Origin of the sequence: Frankia sp. AgB1.9 (genome assembly GCF_016786355.1) — a bacterium.
Classification (GTDB): domain Bacteria; phylum Actinomycetota; class Actinomycetes; order Frankiales; family Frankiaceae; genus Pseudofrankia.
The window spans coordinates 25,457-43,096 of record NZ_JADWYX010000057.1 but is presented as its reverse complement, the minus strand read 5'-3'; the positions used below and the strand labels follow the sequence as shown (position 1 = coordinate 43,096).

Genomic DNA, 17,640 nt, shown 5'->3' with positions numbered 1-17,640 from the left:
AAGATCGCGAGGTCGCGCCCCGCCGAGCACGGTCTGCCGTTCGCGATATCGAGTCCGACCATGCGTGGGGGCGAAGTGGACGCCGCCCACAGTGAGCCGATCAGCGCCTGCCGCCTGTCCCGGCCGTGACGGCCCTTCCGGTCTGCCGGCAGCGCTGATATAACGTAAATATAACGATGTTACGGGAGGTGCGACGTGGACACGTTAGAGGGCAAGGTCGCGGTCGTCACGGGCGGGGCGAGCGGGATCGGGGCGGCGCTCGGGCGGGCGTTCGTGGCCGCGGGGTGTGCCGTGGTGCTGGCCGATGTGGACCGGGGGGCCCTGAACGCCGCCGCTGCCGCGGCAGGCGGCCAAGTCCTGCCGGTCGTCACCGACGTGAGTGATCCGGACGCTGTCGATCGGCTGGCCGACCAGGCCTTCCGGCACTTCGGCGCGGTCCACGTCGTCTGCAACAACGCCGGTGTCTCGACGTTCAACCCGGTGTCGAACCAGGCCCTCGAGGACTGGCACTGGGTCCTTGGAGTCAACCTCTGGGGCGTGGTGCACGGCGTCCGGACCTTCCTCCCGAGGTTGCTCGACCTGGGACAGCCCGCACACATCGTGAACACGTCGTCGATCGCTGGGCTGATGAGCGGGTTGGCTGGCCTCGGCCCCTACGCCGTCAGCAAGGTGGGTGTCCTGGCCCTGTCCGAGACGCTCCGCCAGGAGCTGGCGATGGCTGGTGCGCCGATCGGTGTCAGCGTCCTGTGCCCAGGGAGCACGGCCACCGGGATCCTCGACAGCGAGCGCAACCGTCCCGACCAGCTCGGACGAGAAGACCGCACCGTCGAGGGAGAGGGCCTGCGTGAAATCGTCCGTGCCGTGTCTACCGGGCCCGCCGCGCGGACGGCAGACCAGGTCGCCGCCGCGGTCCTCGAGGCGATCCACCAAGATCGCTTCTGGGTCATCACCAGCGGCGAGATGCGCGAACCGATGAGCACGCGGTTCACCGAGATCTTGGAGGCGACCCCGACGCTATGACCGACCGTCAGGCCGCGCGACGGCCGCCGGCCGCCGCGAGTGCTGCCCGAACCCGCGTCAACCGGAATCACCTGGTCGACGCGGCGATCGATCTCCTGCGCGAGGAGGGCTTTCAGGCTCTCACCATGCGGGCGGTCGCGGCGCGGCTCGGGGTCTCGCCCATACCGCTCTACACCAAGGTCGGCGACAAGCAGGCTTTGGTCGACGCCGTCGCGGAACGCCTGCTGGGCGACATCGAGGTGGACGTCCCGGCCGGATCCCCGTGGATGGATTCGGCGGAACAGTGGGCGTACCGGTACCGGGACCGGCTGAAGTCCGTCTCCGACCGCCATCTTCTGCTCAGCAACCTGGGCCGGGAGGTCATGGCCCGGTGTGCTCAGCCGCTGCTGGGCGCTCTCCACGCGTCGGGGCTGGCCGCGGAGCAGGTATCTCAAGTCTGCCGGATGTTGATGTGGCTCACGCACGGGTTCGTCATCGTCGAGTCCTGCGCGGAAAGCGCGGCCCGGGCGGAGAGTGACACGGCGGCTCCTCGTCAGTCGGGCCATGTGGTCGGGACGGTCGAATCCGACGTCGACGAGCTCTTCGTCACCCAACTCCGGTTCGTGATCGACGGTCTGCGCCGCGAGGTCGGGCCTCTCCTCGTCGAGCCAAGGCCGTCGGTCCTGGCCGAGCCGGAGGCCGCCCCATGATCACGCGCCCGGCCTCAGCCCGGCGGGGTTGTACCCGGCGACGATGCGAGCCACCTGGCTCGGCCGTTCGGCCCCGCCGGCTTGCCGCGTCCGCCCGACGAGTGAGGAGCCTTCAGCCATGCCGGCACTGACGACCGTCCCCGCCCAGGCGGCTCCCGCGTCCCACACTCCCTCTCGGCGCCTCGCCGACCCCGCGCTGGTGGAGCTGGCGCTGTCCGAGCGGGAGGCGGCCGTGGACCGCAGCCGTGCGCTGCGGCTGATGGGCTTCGACCCCGACCAGCGACTTCGGGTGCTGGCCGTGGCCACCGGGACCAACGCCGCCGACTGCCGGCAGACGGTGGGCCGGCTCGCCGGTGGGACGCTGCGCGGAAGGCACCGCTGCACGGTCCTCGCCGACGTGGCCGCGGTCCTGTTCCAGAGCGCGAAGAACCCGGGCTGTTCCCCCGCCGGGGACCTGTCCGCCGTGCTGCGGGCCGACCGCGACCAGCCGGGCGGGGACCGTGAGCTTCTCGACGTCGTCGTCGGCGTCGGCGGGGCGGTGACGGCGCTCGACGCGCACGAGTCGTGGCGCCAGGCCACGCTCGCCCTGCGCTTCACGGCCCACGGCAGGCACCAGTCCCGAGTCGTCGAGTTTGACGGACTTGGCGCGCTCGCCATCGTGGCAGAGGTACCGGAGGCCAGGCTGCGGCAGAACCCGGACCTCGTCGCGCTGGAGGCGCTGACGGCCTCGGACATCGAGGCGCTGGAGGTGTTCTGCCTTTCCGGTTCACTGCGGCAGGCGGCGGCGGCGCTGCATCTGCACCACAGCTCCGTGGCTGCCCGGCTCGACAACATTGAGGCGGCGCTCGGGTGGCGGCTCGACGACCCGCTCGGGAGGTTCCGGGCGATGCTCGCACTGCTGGCCCGCACCTCGTCGTCCGGCAGGTCGACAGCCGACCGGGCGTCGCCGAGGCCGTGACCCGGCCGCACGCTTGGCGGACGGCCGGGTCTGATGTTCCGACGCATGGCGGCTGACATCGCGGCGGCCTGGTCGCAGACTCGACGAACGGCCCTCACAGACTCCTAGACCCCATGGCCAGGTTGGCCGTTCTCGGCGTACCGCCGTCTTCTGCCGCCGGGCGAGGAAGGAATATTCATGGCGATTGACTTTGATCCGACGCGGACGTGGAAAGGTCTCGAGGAGAAGCTGGCCACCACTACGAATCCGCGGCACCGCCGCATGCTCGAGGGGGTCCTGATGCACGCGAAGAGCGAGGTGGCGGGAGACCTCGAGGGTGTACTGGCGACGCTGGCGCCCGACCCGGTCTATCGCTACATGCCGGACTACCCCGCAGAGGGGCCGAACGGAATCGACGCCGTGCGCGACTTCTACGTCAACCACATCTTCGGCGCCGGTCGTCACATCCTTGAGGCGAACGACGATCGAGTTATTGTCGATGACTCCACCGTCATCACCGAGGGGACCATGCGGATCCTGCAGTGGGGTCACGACCTCGCGGTGCGGGGCATCCCCATCGAGGATCCGGATGCCACGTACCTGATGGCTGTGCGTCTCCTCATCATCTGGCCGTTCGACGAGAACTGCAAGATCCTCGGCGAGGAGAGCTGGAGCCAGCCGGTCCAGTCCCTCGAGAAGGTCGCGGAAGAAGACGTACCGCAGATCTTCAGGGAATACATCGAATCGAAGCTGGCCGCCGCGTAGCACAGTGCAAGAACCCGCCTCCCCAAACTACGCCTTTAGCGTCGATATCGCTCCTCGCGGACCTGGTCGACGCCGGGACGAGGCTCGAGTTTCTCCCGTTCAAGTACCCGTTGAGGCGCGCTGGAACTCTCAGCGTGCTTGGTGGCCCGAAACGCCCAGATCGCGCAACTTGGCAGGCGAACAGGGCGACACCCGAGGGCCGAAGAGCAGAAGTCGCCACTCCTGAGGAGGACGCCGTGCCCTATCAGCTCGACCCCGAGCTCGCCGCCGTGGTCTCGTCCGTCCCCACGGTAGACCTGTCGGACCTACCAGCGACACGGCTGCAGATGAAGCAGATGTTTGCCGATCTGGCCGGCGAGGTCGACACCTCCGGGGTCGCCGTACACGAGAAGTTCGTGCCGGGCCCGGTTGGGGCTCCCGACGTCCGCCTGCTGGTGTACCTCCCGGAGCGTCGCGCCCTGCCGTCACTGCTGTTCGACGTCCACGGCGGAGCATTCGTCGTCGGGGACGCCGACATCGGCCACTCGGCCAACATCGAGCTGGCGCGCGACCTCGGCGTGGCGGTGGTGTCCGTGGACTACCGCCTTGCCCCAGAGGCACCGTTCCCGGCTGGGCTGGAGGACTGCTACGCGGCCCTGACGTGGTGTGTGAAGAACTCCGACGACCTTGGCATCGACCCGACTCGGGTGGTGATCCACGGTGCCAGTGCGGGCGGCGGCCTGTGCGCCGCGCTCGCGCTGCTCGCCCGCGGCCGCGGCGGACCGGCGATCGCCTTCCAGTTCCTGGCCATCCCGGAACTCGACGACCGGCTCGACACGCCCAGCATGCGCCGATTTATCGACACGCCACATTTGAACCGGTCGAACACGGAACTCAGCTGGGACTACTACCTCGGCCCTGGCGTCCGCGGCACGGAGGGGGTCTCGATCCACGCCGCCCCAGCGCGCGCCACCGATCTCACCGGCCTGCCTCCCGCCTATATCTCGGCGATGGAGTTCGATCCGCTGCGCGACGAGGCGATCGCCTACGCTCAGGCCCTGCTCGCGGCCGACGTACCCGTCGAGCTGCACCTGTTCCCAGGCACGTTCCACGGCTCCGCCGCCATTCGACACGCGGCCGTAAGTCGACGCGAGGCCGCGGAGGCCCGCGACGTGCTCGCCCGCGCACTCGGCGTCGAACCCAGCTGAGGGGCGGGTGGCTCGGGCCACCCGCGATTCTTCGCCTGGGCCGTCGCCGAGCCCGCCCGTCGTCGGGCCGGATGCGATGACCAGAGGGTTATAACGGAACGAGTTAGGATACTTACCTTGGGTGTTCAGGTGGCTCCGACGGGTGGCGGCGGACCGGCCGCGGTCGCGGATGTGCCGGGGGGAGCCTTCGGCGACCGGCGGCCTGCGCTCGCGGTGGCGGTCGGCGGCGGTGGCGTGTGCCGTCCTGACCCTGGCCACCGCGGTCTGCGCGGTGGCGCTGCCCGTCACCGTGGCCACGGTGATCGTCCGATTCGTGAATGTGGCTAGCTGCCTGGCCGCCGCGGTCTGCATGACCTGGACCGGCTGGCGGACCCACGGCGCGGATCGTCGCTGGCGTCTGATCATCGCGCCAGTAGCGGCCTTGCTGACGGTCACCGCGGTGTGGTGGGCCCAGTTCGGGCTCCAGCACGGCCCGGCAAATCACGGTCTCTCGGCGTCGGCACTGGGGTTCGGCCTGACCATCTTGGTGGCGCTGGCCGGTGTGCTGGCATTTCCTACCGACCCGCCACAGACTCGTCGGGTCAATGGCGGCGGCGGGTATCACTGGTACGCGATCGTCGCGGTCGACAGTCTGGCAGTCGTCGGCGCTGTGATGACGCTCCTCTGGTCGGTGCTGCTGATACCGATCGCGCGATCGGCACACATGGGCAACCGCTTACTCACACTCCCGATCTTGACAACATTGGGCAGTCTGTTGCTCGTGGTCGCCATCCTGCTGATGGGCACCTTCCGGCGGCCGCGATCCGGCCTGGCACTCGGCCTGCTCGGGGCCGGCATGGCCGGGGAGGCCTTCACGATCACGGCCTACCTGTTCGTAGCCGTCGCGGGAGGAGGCGCCATCGCGCCGGTGATGGACGTCGGGTTCGTCGTCGGTTGGCTGCTCGTCTTCCTGTCCGGTCTTGTACCGATCCGGGCGGCCGGACCTTCGGGCCGGGACGGAACCCTTCCCGAGATGCTGTGGACTCACGCTGTACTGCCCTACGTCACGCTGGGAGCCCTCGGCGCCCTCGCTGTCGGCCAGCTGATCGCCGGCACGCCCATCGACCGCCTCGAACGGTACGGCCTGCTCGGCCTACTGCTGGTCGTGCTGCTCCGGCAGGTACTGACCTTGCGGGACAACGCCGGACTGCTTACCGCCGTGCAGGCGAGCCGACGAGACCTGCGCTACCAGGCCTCCCACGACCCACTGACAGGACTTGCGAACCGGGCATTGTTCGCCGACCGCCTGCGGCACGCACTCGCCCAGCGCGACGACCGCCCCTGCGCGCTGCTGTTCTGCGACCTGGACAACTTCAAACAGGTCAACGACACCCTCGGCCACCCCGTCGGAGACGAGCTGCTACGGATCACAGCCTGCCGGCTCCGCGATGGTGTCCGATCAGGGGACACCGTCGCCAGACTGGGAGGTGACGAGTTCGCGGTCATCCTCGAGAACGCCCGGGACGGCTCGGAGGCCGAGGCACGCTCGCGCCGGCTTGCCGCGACCATCCGTGCGCCGTGCACCCTCGCGGGACACCGCCATCGTGTCGGCGCGAGCCTTGGGCTGGTCCTCGCCAGCCGCGACCGCGGCCCGGATGCCGCCGAGACCCTGCAACGCGAAGCCGACCTCGCCATGTATGCGGCGAAGCGCCAACGGAAAGGCGAGCTGGTCGTCTATCACCCCGACCTCGCGATGATCGACAGCGCGTCGCGGATGTCGGACGACCTCTCCCGTCTGCTGGATGGCGACGAGGACGCGGGCACTTTGGACGTCACCTACCGGCCCGTGATCCAGCTCCGGAATGGGCGTACCGTCGCCGCGGATGCCGAGCCACGCTGGCGTCATCCAGACCACGGTGAGATCGCGTCCGGGCGCCTGCTCCCGCTCGCCGACAGGGCCCGGCTGGCCGACAGGCTGCTGCGCCTCATCCTCCGACGGGTCTGCGCCGACCTCGCCGCTGCCGAGCAACCGTCCGCCCCGCCGCCGGTGCTGGTCACCGTCCCCCTCAACGCGATTCTCGACCGGCTGCCGTTGACCGACATCTCCGCGCTGCTGCCCGGTTCGGGCCCACGCTCTCTGATCCTCGCGCTCGCCGACGTCAGCGACGGCGCCGCACTCGCCGCGACCGTTTCCCCGCTATTGCCCCTCACCGACCGCGGCGCCGCGCTTGCCCTGGATGGAGTCGGCGAAAACGCGGACATGTTCGCCGCATGCCGTCTACTTCCCATTCGGATGATTAAAACCCACCCATCAATGACCGACACCGCCGCCACCGACCGTGCCCAGGTCCGCCGGGTCCGCGACAGCATCCTGGCCGCCGCCAGGCGCCTCGATTTGACTGTGCTGGCCACCGGTATAGACGCCCGGTCCCAGGAACGCGAACTCGCCCTCGCCGGCTTCGACCTGGGCACGGGACCGGTCTACGAAGCCAGGCCCCTCGCCGACCTGCGCCTGGAATGTCTGCGCCCCGGCACGTCCGCCTTAGTCGAGCCTGGACCGGCTTCTCCGGTCGCCGCGGGACCTGATCGCCATCGTTGATGGGCAGATTCCGGGACGAGGGTCCTCACGGACCGCGGGAGCGGCGCTCACTATCTCGAAGGAATAACAGTCATGGCGATACCCTTACCCGCTGCGCCGTACCGGAAGTATGTGGTAATCATCGTGGCCACCACGATCGCCGCGGCCACGATGGCCAGCTGTGGTGTCGGAGGTGGTTCGCGGCAGGCGTCATCCTGCGGCTCTCCCGGCGTCTCCGCGGATGAGGTGAAGATAGGAGTCGTCTACCCGGACGCAGGCAGCCTCGGCGGCGCGGTAGCGGCGGCACGCAGTGGCATCAACGCGCGTCTGCAGCTTGCGAACACCGCCGGTGGCGTGAACGGACGCAAGGTCAGCTACGAGTGGCGCGACGACAGTGGCACTCCCCAGGGCAACGACCAGGCGGTCCGAGCGCTCGTCAACCAGGTCGGTGTGTTCGGGCTGGTCGAGGCGACAACGGCCGGGTCCGGAGGCGAGGACTTCCTCCGTGCCCAGGGCGTACCTGCCGTCGGGCTACCGGTCGAGAGTATCTGGTCGAACGCCTCGTACCAGAACCTGTTCTCCTTCCCGTCCTCGTTCGACGGACCGCCCGTCGACACGTTCGGACGTTTCGTGCGCGCGCAGGGCGGCACACGGGCCGTTGTCGTCACGGACAGCACGGCCGTGTCTACGGATTTCAGCAGGAAAGTCGAACAGAGTCTCGGGGCGGCCCATGTTCCGTATGAACCCGTCACGTTCAACCCGAAAATCAGCAACCCCGAGGTCCTTGCCGAGCACATCCTAAAATCGGGTGCGGACGTCCTCGTCGTAGGGTTGGGAGGCGACGACGTAGCCGGCACCGTCGCCGCCGTCCGGTCGGCTGGCGCGGCGCCCAAGGTAATCCTCGGGGTCAGTGGATATAACAAGTCCACCATCCAGAACTACGGCCGCGCCGCCGCCGGACTAACTACCTTCCTCAAGTTCGTGCCGTTCGAGGCACGAGTACCCGCTCAGCGCGTCTATCTGAAGGCGATGGTCGACTACGCACCGGAGTTGCAGCCTCCGGACCAAGAGGTCGCGTACGGAAGCTACATCGCGACTGATCTCTTCCTCCGTGGGCTCGCCGCCGCGGGGAGTTGCCCGAGCCGCCAGAGCTTCATCACCGGCCTGAGGGCCGTGACCGACTACGACGCCGGTGGTCTGCTTGCCGGGAAAGTCGACTTCTCTCACGACGGTAACGCCGCCGACAACTGCTACACGTTCGTGCGGGTCAACCAGAGCGGGACCGGATTCGAAATCGTCCCTAACGCCACGCCCGGAGCGCCCAACCCCTCCACGTGGTGCGGCGAACCGATTCCTCAGTAGCAGGTTGGGCTTTTGTGGCCAGCGGGTTGGGGCCACCGGCTCGTCCAGCAGCTCGGCCAGCCTCGCGATCAAGGTGGCGAGGTCTCGGCCCTTGGCGCAGTTCAGGGGCGCGGCGGCCAGATCGTATATAAAATACAATCCCAACGGCAATCGAGAGGGGATGCGGGCCGGAGCGCTTCGTCGGAGGACTGACGGACGATCGCGACGGTACCGGCGGGCCTGGTCGAGGACCTTTCGGCTCGATCCCCATCGTCTTTGGAGCGTGCGAGACGTGGCAGGACAACGGTTCGTAGGCAAGGTCGCCGTCATCACCGGGGCCGCCCGAGGGCAGGGGCGGGCCCTCGCCGTGCGGTTGGCGCGGGAAGGGGCCGATCTGATCGCCCTTGACATCTGTGCGCCGGTCGGGTCGTTGCCGTACGGGGTGGCGACCGCCGACGATCTGGCGGAGACGGAGAAGCTCGTCCGGGATCTGGGGCGCCAGATCGTCGCCCGGCCGGTGGACGTCCGTGATCTCACCGGCGTCGAGGAGGCGGTGCGCGCCGGCGTCGAGTCGCTCGGCCGTCTCGACTACGTCGCCGCGAACGCGGGTGTCATCAGCTACGGCCGGGTGTGGGAGCTCACCCCCGACCAGTGGCGGACCGTCATCGACATCAACCTGACCGGGGTGTGGCACACCGTGCGGGCCACGGTCCCGACGCTGATCGAGCAGAACTCCGGCGGCGCCATCGTCATCACCAGCTCCGTCGCCGGGCTCAAGGGCCTGCCCCTGATGGGCCACTACGCGGCGTCGAAGTACGGCGTCGTCGGTCTCGCGCAGGTGCTCGCCAACGAGCTCGGCGAGCACCAGATCAGGGTCAACACGATTCATCCGTGGGCGGTTCACAGCGGGATGAGCGAGGGCGACAGCGTCCTGCACGCGATGGTCGCGGCCTACCCGCGGCTGGGGCCGATCTTCATGTCGTCGCTGGCGGGCACGCCGATGTCCACCGAGGAGGTGGCCGGCGTGACCACCTTCCTGTTCTCGGACGAGGCCCGGCACATCACCGGGGTCTCCTTGCCCGTCGACTTCGGAACGCTCGCTCGATGATCGGCATCGAGCCGGTCCGGCGCACGCAGCTCTATATCGACGGCGCCTGGCAGGACCCCGCGACGGATGAGATCGTGGCTGTCATCGGCGCTGCCACCGAGGAGCCGGTCGGCTGGGTGCCCGCGGGTTCCCCGGCGGACGTCGACGCGGCCGTCGACGCGGCTCGCCGGGCCTTCGACGAGGGCCCATGGCCGGCGATGGCTGGCGCCGAGCGTGGCGGCTACCTCCGCCGCCTCGCCGCTGCTCTCCAACCTCATGCCACGGAGATCGCCCGGACTGTCGCGAGCGAGAACGGCTCGCCGATCTCTTGGGGGACGAACAGCCAGGCCTATTCCCCGATCGCGTTGTTCGACTACTACGGTGCGCTCGCCGACCGTGAATGCGAGTCCACCCGACCGGGACGGGGCACGACGCTCGTGGTCCGCGAGGAACCTGTAGGCGTGGTGGGCGCGATCGTACCGTTCAACGTGCCATTGATGATCGCCGCGGCGAAGATCGCTCCCGCGCTGGCCGTCGGCTGCACCGTCGTGGTGAAGGCCCCGCCGGAGGCACCGTTGTCCTTGCTTCGGCTCGCCGAGGCGGCCGCCGAGATCGGGTTGCCGCCTGGAGTCCTGAACGTCCTCACTGGCGGGGCGGCTGTCGGCGAGCGTCTCGTTCGTCACCGCGGCGTAGACAAGATCAGTTTTACCGGGAGCACGGCCGTGGGAGCCCGAATCGCGTCCCTGTGCGGCGCGGACCTGCGACGGGTTGTTCTGGAACTGGGCGGCAAGTCGGCGTCGATCGTGCTCGACGACGCCGACCCCGCGGCGATCGCGACAGGTCTGCTGGAGGTTGGGATCACCAACAACGGGCAGGCCTGCGCCGCCGCGTCCAGGGTGCTCGTGCCGCGGCGGATGCACGATGCCGTGGTCTACCAGCTCGTGTCGGCCGTGGGTGATCTCGTGGTCGGGGACCCGCTGGATCCCGTCACCCAGGTCGGGCCGCTGGTGTCCGCCCGGCAGCGGGACAAGGTGCTGAGCCACATCGAGAGCGGGCTGTCCGACGGAGCGCGGGTGGCTGTCGGAGGCGGCCGGCCGGCCCATCTGGACCGGGGCTGGTTCGTCGAGCCGACGGTCTTCACCTCGGTGACCAACGACATGCGCATCGCCCAAGAGGAGATCTTCGGTCCCGTCCTCAGCGTGATCAGCTACGACGGGGGAGACGACGAGGCGGTCCGCATCGCCAACGACTCACCGTTCGGCCTCGCCGGCTCGGTGTGGACCACCGACCCGCGACGCGGGCTGGCGGTGGCCCGCCGGGTCCGGACCGGGACCTTCGGCATCAACCGGGTGGGGATCGACCTCGGTGCCCCGTTTGGCGGCTTCAAGCAGTCCGGCATCGGTCGCGAGTTCGGCCCGGAGGCGCTCGGCCACTTCGTAGAGCTCAAGACGATCGCCGGTGTGCCGGACTGACAGTACCCAGTCCGAGGCAGCGGGGGTCTCGGCCGAGAACTTACCCGACGTCGCATCGATCGTCGATCTCGGCGTGAAGGGTGCCCGCGAGGTACGGGACGTAGCGAGCTCGACAATCCCGCGCCAGGAACAAGACGCGGCGACACGGAATGACGTTGTCCGACACTTATCGACAGGCGATGACCATGACAGCGATCATGCAAGGCGTCCGCATTCTGGAGGTCGCCGAGCACACCTTCGTCCCCGTGGCCTCCGCCGCTCTCGCGGACCTCGGTGCGGACGTCATCAAAATCGAGCACGTCGAGCGAGGCGACGCGATGCGCGGTCTAGCCTCAAGCGGGGTCACGTCGACCGTAGGCGCCGTCCACGCGCTGGTCGAGCACTCCAACCGGGGCAAACGCAGCCTTGGCCTGGACCTGACCACTGCCGACGGCCAGGAGATCCTCTACAAGCTCGCGGCCACCTCCGACGTCTTCCTCACCAACAAACTGCCACGCATCCGCGCGAAACTTCGTATCGACGTCAACCACATCCGCACAGCCAACCCGAAGATCATCTACGTTGTTGGGACCGGTCAAGGCGAACGAGGACCAGACGCGGACAACGGGTCCTACGACTCGCTCGCGTTCTGGGCGCGGTCCGGAACCGCGATCGGAACCATGCGCCCCGAATACGACCTGGTCCCCAACCCGCCCGGACCGGGCTACGGCGACTCCCTCGGCGGCATGACCATCGCCGGCGGGATCATGGGGGCGCTGTTCCACCGGGAGCGCACCGGCGAGCCGACTACCGTCGACATCTCCCTGCTCGGGACCGGCCTGTGGGCCATGGGACAGGCAATGACCATGTCGCTTCTGACGCAGCAGCCCTGGGTGGTTCCTCCCCTGGACGAGATCACCAACAACCCCCTGGTCCGCACCTACGAGACCAAAGACGGCCGCGCCCTCATGCTCACCTGCCTGCAGGCAGGCGTGTACTGGCAGCCGCTCTGCGAGGTCATCGGCCGGCCCGAACTCGTGACTGATCCACGCTTCGCCAACCACGAGACACTCATCACCCATACTCGAGAGGCCGTCGCGATCCTGGACGCCGTATTCGCCCAGGCGACCCTCGAAGAATGGCGGTGGCGCCTGAAGCCGTTCGCAGGGCAGTGGGCCGCTGTGCAGAACACCCTGGAAGCCGCCAACGACCCACAGACCATCGCGAACGGATACGTCCAGGAATGCCACACCGCGGACGGCACCCCGTTCCCGCTGGTCGCGGTACCCGTGCAATACGACAGCCAGCCCGCTACGCCACGCCGCGCCCCGCACTTCAACGAACACGGCGACGACATCCTCGCCGAACTCGGCATTGACTGGGACACCGCGCTCGACCTCAAGGTCCGGGGAATCGTGCCCTAAGGGACTCTCTCGGTAGCGGCTCTGCCGCACTTTCGTAGATGCCCGTGGCCGGTGTCCATAGTTCGCGACGATAGACGAAAACGATCAGTACGGCACTCTGACAGCAGCGACTACTTCGCACCTGCGCAGCGTGGCGGGCCGCCGAGCTCTTGGTCTTGGTTCTCGCCGCCCGGTTCGATGCTGAGGCGCCGGATGTCGACGTGATCTCGGAGCGCGACCGCTTGAGCGGCCAATAGGATGGAACCGCCTACTGGAGATATGGGTGGCGTCACGATCTCGGCTTCCGGACTGGTTTCGAGTACTCGCGATCGGAAGGCATCCATGAAGGGCGCGCCTGCGCGGAACGTGCCTCCGATGGTGGCGACGGGGAACCCTCCATTCAGACCCAGGCGTCGGATCACTGTGCACACCTGACGACCGAGCTGATCTCCCGCCTCCCGCAGGATGCCCATCGCCGTCACGTCGGCTTCCGCGGCGGCGTTCCCTACCTCGACGGCGAACGCAGCGATCCCCGGCTTGTCCAGCGAGTTGTAGACGAGGTCCTCCAGTTCTTCGACTTTCCCGATCCCGTAGAAGTCCCTCACACGGCCGACAAGGGACGTCCAGGGGCTACGGCCGTCGCGGTAGGCGACGACTGCTCGCATCCCGGCCAGACCGATCGAGAAGCCAGAACCCTCATCGCCCAGGAGATGCCCCCAGCCGCCACAACGCCAGGTCCGTCCGTCCGCGGTCACGCCGAGCGTGTTGCTGCCGGTGCCACTGATCACGCCGATGCCCTGGGTCCCGAGCGTGCCGGAGGCCCAGGCCGCCACGACATCGTTCACGACGAACAGCGGGTCGATCACGCGAAGGTCGACAAGCCGGCTCCGGAGAAGCTCCTGGTTCTCGTCCGTGTCGGCGCTCGCCACCGCGACCACAGCGGCGCGGACGTTCTCTACACGTCCTCCGAGTCGTCGCAGCGCGCGGTTGACGGCATCGTGGATCGCTTCGGCGGCCGCGTCGAATCCGACGACGTCGACGTTGCTCGGCCCCGAGACCGCGGCCGCATGGCTGTGATCGGTGAGATCGAGCACGGCCGCGCTCGTCTTGGTCCCACCGCCGTCGACGCCGAGCAGGAGTGCCCGGCCTGGCTCTGGGCGAGAGGATTGGCCAGGAGCCGTCAGCGGAAAGAGTCCTTTGGGGATTGTGAGCAGTGAATGAAGGACCGCCTTTTCATCGTTCCGCGCGTCCTGACGATATTCGGTCATGCTGGTCTCGGTCTCCTGCCGGTCGTTGAATCCATCAAAGCAGCGCGGCCACCGCGCGCGGTGTCGGTGCCGCCAAACGTACCGGCGTGGTGACAATGAATGCGGCCGTCTAGCACATGGAAATCTCTCTGGGCTCGTACCGTGAACAAGGCGTCGCTCTGCGCAAATAATTGGAAGCCCCGGCGACGTTCCGGACCAGCGTATCCCAGGCGGTCGCCGACGTCCTAGGGGCTCTCGATCTTAAGACGGCGGTAGCTGGCGACCCGCCACTGGCTGGCCAGTTGTGTGAGCGCTGACCAGGCCGGTCGAGGCAATGCCCCTCGACCTTCGATAGCGCAAACGAACAACTCGACAAGCCGTGATGCTGGCCGTAATGAATGCTGCGGGTACGCGGTGCATGTGTGAGATTCTGTGCGTGACGGGCGCTCTTCTCTCTCGCCACACATCGATCAGTGTTCACGAGGTGTAAACGCGTCTTCCTTGGCCAAGGGGGAGTCTGGTCTACAGGTGATCGGGGATCACCTGTAGACCATGGGAACAGTGGGGGCGACCAGGGGCCGCCTCGCGCCGTCAGCAGATCAGCATCTCCGCGCCGCGAAAGGACGGCGATCGGCCATTTTGTCGGAATATCTCGGGACCGATGCGCGTGGGCCGCGCCGAGCCACCCAGCGACCTGGCTATGGAGGGAAGCCTCCCAAACGACGCGATCGCGCTGAGCGGGTGTTTGGGGTGGCTTGCCAGCGGCAACAGGGTCGTCTGGAGGAGGCGAAGTATCTCGTGCGATGGCGCAGGTCGGGAGCGCACAGGGGAGTGCACGGAGGGTGCACCCAGGGGGATACATCGCCGATTTCGGAAAAGTCCTTTCGGGTCACGGCCGGATGTGTCGCCGCGCTGTTGACGTTGTCGAGCATTCCGCTGCTCTTCCTTGAGGGTGAAAGCCGGTTGCTTGCACAAGCTGTGTCGCTCGGTACGGCTAATCTGATTGCGGTGTTGATCTCCACGGTTGGAGTGGTCCGCAGTAACGGAGTGGAGCGTCGCTGGCGACTGTTCATCTGGGCGGTGCTCATCTTTGAGTTCGGCGGACTGGCCGACTGGATTCGAGCGTCCCGCTACCATCCATCGGTCGTGACGCTCAACCCGTTCGACATTCTGTATCTCTTACCTTTCGTCCTGGTCGTGATCGGTCTGCTGCTGATTCCGACGGAGCAAGAAGATCGTAGCCGGATGACCGCCGAGGACCCCGATGGGAGGCCGCGCTATTCGGACCCTCTCGTCGTATTAGACGGCCTAGTGATCGTAGTATCCCTGCTATTGATCACCTGGATTGCCGTGTTGAGCAGGATCGTCGCCAGTGGTGTCCAGGGTGTTCCTTTCTTCCTCGCTATAGCACTCCCGCTTGGGGGAATGCTGACGGTGGCCTTGGTGGTTCTGATGACGGCCTTCCGTTGCCCCAGAAATGGTCGGTCGCTGGCACTGCTCGGCATTGGACTCGCGGTGTTGATCATCCCGGAGTCGGCAGTCTTCGGTTTGACCGTGAGCCAAGCGGAGTTGGCGAGCAGTACGGCACCCTACTGGGTCGGGGTCAATTTCGGCGAACCTTTGATCGCCTTGGGGCTTGTTGTGCCCGAGCGCCAAAGAGCGATGGGTGGTCTCGAAGACGGTGCCACGTCGGCGAAGCCGGTATCCGGACGCTTGTCCGGCTTCTGGGGCCACGCCTACGTTCCATACCTTCCACTCGGTGCGGCCGCCGTGGTTATCGTCGCGCTTGCCGCCGACGGCAAGGAACTAGGAGGTGGCGCCCTCTACCTCACGCTGGTCTTGGCTACTCTCGTGGCACTACGGCAGGTCATCACCGTCAGCCAGAACATCCGGCTCCTCGCTACCGTGCGGGCCGCGCACGAGCGGCTTCGTCACCAAGCGTTCCATGATTCTCTGACGGGGCTGCCCAACCGCGCGTTGTTCACCCGGGAACTTGAGCGCGCTATCGAGCGGCACCGTGCCGACGGCAGCTCAGCGATCGTACTATTCTGCGATCTCGACGACTTCAAGGCCGTAAACGACTCCCTCGGGCATGCCGCCGGCGATGCTCTTCTGCGAACTGTCGCCAGCCGTCTGCGGGCCGCGATCAGATGTGAGGACCTAGCCGCCCGCCTGGGCGGCGACGAGTTCGCCGTCCTGGTGGCTGGCACCAAGGACGCCGATGATGCCCATGTCACCGGCGAGCGGGCGGGAGAACGAATCCTTGTCGCCATGGGGAACCCATGCGTGATTCACGGGGCCCGACGGTACGTGCAGGTCAGCATCGGCCTTGCAATAGCCGATTCCCGAGACCCAGTAGATGTGCCCGAACAGCTGATGCACCGTGCCGACGAGGCCATGTACCAGTCCAAGCAGCGAGGAAAAGGCAAGCTCGTGGTTTATCGACGGGCTGAACCGCTCACCGCTGAAACCAAAGATCCAAGTAGTTCCGTCGTCGTCCCAAGAACTCTCGAAGACTTCACTCTCGGACATTCCGTGGCTCTCTGCTATCAACCTATCTGTCGGCTAAGCGACGGGCGCACGGTTGGCGCAGAGGCAGTACTCTGCCGGACGCCGTCACGCGGTGATCTCATCCCAGCAGGAGAACTGCTCGTAAAGGCTGAACGGGAGGGATTTGTCGATGAGCTCGAAAAATCCGTGTTCGAGCGTGCCTTCGGGGAACTGCCGGAGCTCCGTGACCGGCTGGGCGCTCACGTCTGTCTCCATCTGGACGTGTCACCGAGCCGTGCAGCAGACCCTGATCTCGTCGACCACGTCGAAGGTTTGTTGCGTCGCCACGGCGTGAGCGCCGATGAACTGGTCCTCGAGCTCTCCCGCACGAGCCGCATCCCAGATCTACTCGCCGCCGGGGCGACGCTCAGCCGGCTGGCCAATGCGGGCACAGTCATCGCCCTCGATGACGTCGGTGCTTCGGAGAGTTCGTTGGCCGCCTTTTACCAGTTACCGGTTCGCCTCCTCAAGATCGATGCCGCGCTGTCCGGTGACCTGGTGGCTGACCAGCGGGCACCGTGGTCGGTCCTGTCTTCGACCCGCGCCGCAGTCATCGAGTTCGCGGTGGCGAACGGTCTGAGGGTAGGCGCGGATGGCGTCAGGACGCGCGCGCAGCTTCGCCATCTACAGGCCGCTGGTTGCGCCCTTGGGCAGGGCCCGCTGATCGGATCGCCCCAACCGCTGCGGGAGCTCGCGCCGGTCCGGACTCTGACCAGCACTCGCGCGGATTGACCCGACGGCGCCCGGGTCGTGTTCCCCTCGACGCGTCCGAGAGTCCGTTTCAAGGTCTCGACCATTGATTCCAGGGGACCCGGCTAGCGGATGGCACTGGGTGCGTGCGTCTTGCACGCCGCCCAGACAAGTCCTGGCCCGGGCGCACCGGGTCGGCTTCCGCTCAACGATCCCGGTGACCACCTTCAGGTGATCCTGTCAGTGCCACTGCTGGTCGCACATGGCGACCGGAAGGCGACCAGGTCACCTCGTCGTGTCGGAGTGGCGACTCAAAGTAGCCAGTGACCCGGAAGCGGGCCTCGGGGAGCTGCACCCCTGGCCGCAAAATTCGTTGAATGATAGATTTTCGAACGACCTGAGGCGCCGAGCCGGCGACGCCGCCGGAACTCCCGTACGCAGAAGGGATTTCGCCTGTGCTAGCACTCCGATCCGGTGATCCGTCCCACCGAGACGAAGGCCTCCCCTCTCGCCCGCGGCGACCTCGGACCAGCTGACCCACACGATGAGGCGGGCGGGCCGCGGTCGTGCTGATCGACAGCGCCAGCGGGATCCGCGGACAGCGGGCACGGGCTGCTCGCCTCGGCTTCACTGCTAGCGGACCGGCCAACCTCCCCGCCGATCGTCGCCGTCGGATTCGTACGGCGATCAGCAGCGTCCTCCGCGCGCCCCGCAGT

12 protein-coding genes are annotated in these 17,640 nt (G+C 67.4%); 11 read left to right on the top strand and 1 reads right to left on the bottom strand.

The window, feature by feature from the left end:
- Positions 1 to 195 precede the first annotated feature (195 nt).
- The 10 genes from I6A60_RS22670 (at position 196) to I6A60_RS22625 (ending at position 12,458) form a co-directional block, all read left to right on the top strand.
- Positions 196 to 1,020, top strand: a complete 825-nt coding sequence (locus tag I6A60_RS22670) for an SDR family NAD(P)-dependent oxidoreductase (protein WP_203018085.1) — start codon at positions 196 to 198, stop codon at positions 1,018 to 1,020.
- On the top strand, positions 1,017 to 1,709 hold the full coding sequence (locus I6A60_RS22665) for a TetR/AcrR family transcriptional regulator (protein WP_203018087.1): 693 nt from the start codon (positions 1,017 to 1,019) through the stop codon (positions 1,707 to 1,709). Before I6A60_RS22670 ends, I6A60_RS22665 begins: the two co-directional genes overlap by 4 nt.
- Before the next feature lie 118 nt (positions 1,710 to 1,827).
- A complete protein-coding gene (locus I6A60_RS22660; protein WP_203018089.1) occupies positions 1,828 to 2,667 on the top strand; it encodes a helix-turn-helix domain-containing protein in 840 nt (279 codons plus the stop codon).
- A 177-nt stretch (positions 2,668 to 2,844) separates the two neighbouring features.
- Positions 2,845 to 3,411 (top strand): nuclear transport factor 2 family protein, encoded by a 567-nt coding sequence (locus tag I6A60_RS22655; protein ID WP_203018091.1) that lies wholly within the window; start codon positions 2,845 to 2,847, stop codon positions 3,409 to 3,411.
- 236 nt (positions 3,412 to 3,647) lie between these two features.
- Positions 3,648 to 4,598, top strand: coding sequence for an alpha/beta hydrolase (locus tag I6A60_RS22650; protein WP_203042388.1), 951 nt, complete (start codon positions 3,648 to 3,650; stop codon positions 4,596 to 4,598).
- Between the two features lie 142 nt (positions 4,599 to 4,740).
- Positions 4,741 to 7,176 carry a diguanylate cyclase gene (locus tag I6A60_RS43660; RefSeq protein ID WP_203042389.1) on the top strand — a complete coding sequence of 812 codons (2,436 nt, stop codon included), beginning with the start codon at positions 4,741 to 4,743 and terminating at the stop codon, positions 7,174 to 7,176.
- A gap of 72 nt (positions 7,177 to 7,248) precedes the next feature.
- The gene (locus I6A60_RS22640; RefSeq protein WP_203018106.1) at positions 7,249 to 8,517 is read left to right on the top strand and encodes an ABC transporter substrate-binding protein; all 1,269 of its coding nucleotides are present in this window, start codon (positions 7,249 to 7,251) and stop codon (positions 8,515 to 8,517) included.
- Between the two features lie 271 nt (positions 8,518 to 8,788).
- Entirely contained in the window at positions 8,789 to 9,604 is an 816-nt protein-coding gene (locus I6A60_RS22635) for a mycofactocin-coupled SDR family oxidoreductase (protein ID WP_307873812.1), read from the top strand.
- Complete coding sequence (locus I6A60_RS22630) at positions 9,601 to 11,055, top strand: aldehyde dehydrogenase (protein WP_203018110.1); 1,455 nt, start codon at positions 9,601 to 9,603, stop codon at positions 11,053 to 11,055. Before I6A60_RS22635 ends, I6A60_RS22630 begins: the two co-directional genes overlap by 4 nt.
- 185 nt (positions 11,056 to 11,240) lie before the next feature.
- A complete protein-coding gene (locus tag I6A60_RS22625; RefSeq protein WP_203018177.1) occupies positions 11,241 to 12,458 on the top strand; it encodes a CaiB/BaiF CoA-transferase family protein in 1,218 nt (405 codons plus the stop codon).
- Between the two features lie 110 nt (positions 12,459 to 12,568).
- Here the strand turns inward: I6A60_RS22625 and I6A60_RS22620 are convergent, their stop codons facing one another.
- A complete protein-coding gene (locus tag I6A60_RS22620; protein WP_203018112.1) occupies positions 12,569 to 13,705 on the bottom strand; it encodes a BadF/BadG/BcrA/BcrD ATPase family protein in 1,137 nt (378 codons plus the stop codon).
- A gap of 894 nt (positions 13,706 to 14,599) precedes the next feature.
- On the opposite strand from I6A60_RS22620, the gene I6A60_RS22615 reads away from it, so the two are divergent.
- Entirely contained in the window at positions 14,600 to 16,966 is a 2,367-nt protein-coding gene (locus I6A60_RS22615) for a bifunctional diguanylate cyclase/phosphodiesterase (protein WP_203018121.1), read from the top strand.
- Positions 16,967 to 17,640 lie beyond the last annotated feature (674 nt).

Bases quoted from the DNA above. Each gene is read 5' to 3' on its own strand.
- I6A60_RS22630 (WP_203018110.1), top strand. From the start codon at position 9,601: ATGATCGGCATCGAGCCGGTCCGGCGCACGCAGCTCTATATCGACGGC.
- I6A60_RS22640 (WP_203018106.1), top strand. From the start codon at position 7,249: ATGGCGATACCCTTACCCGCTGCGCCGTACCGGAAGTATGTGGTAATC.
- I6A60_RS22660 (WP_203018089.1), top strand. From the start codon at position 1,828: ATGCCGGCACTGACGACCGTCCCCGCCCAGGCGGCTCCCGCGTCCCAC.
- I6A60_RS22665 (WP_203018087.1), top strand. From the start codon at position 1,017: ATGACCGACCGTCAGGCCGCGCGACGGCCGCCGGCCGCCGCGAGTGCT.
- I6A60_RS22655 (WP_203018091.1), top strand. From the start codon at position 2,845: ATGGCGATTGACTTTGATCCGACGCGGACGTGGAAAGGTCTCGAGGAG.
- I6A60_RS22620 (WP_203018112.1), bottom strand. From the start codon at position 13,705: ATGACCGAATATCGTCAGGACGCGCGGAACGATGAAAAGGCGGTCCTT.
- I6A60_RS22625 (WP_203018177.1), top strand. From the start codon at position 11,241: ATGACAGCGATCATGCAAGGCGTCCGCATTCTGGAGGTCGCCGAGCAC.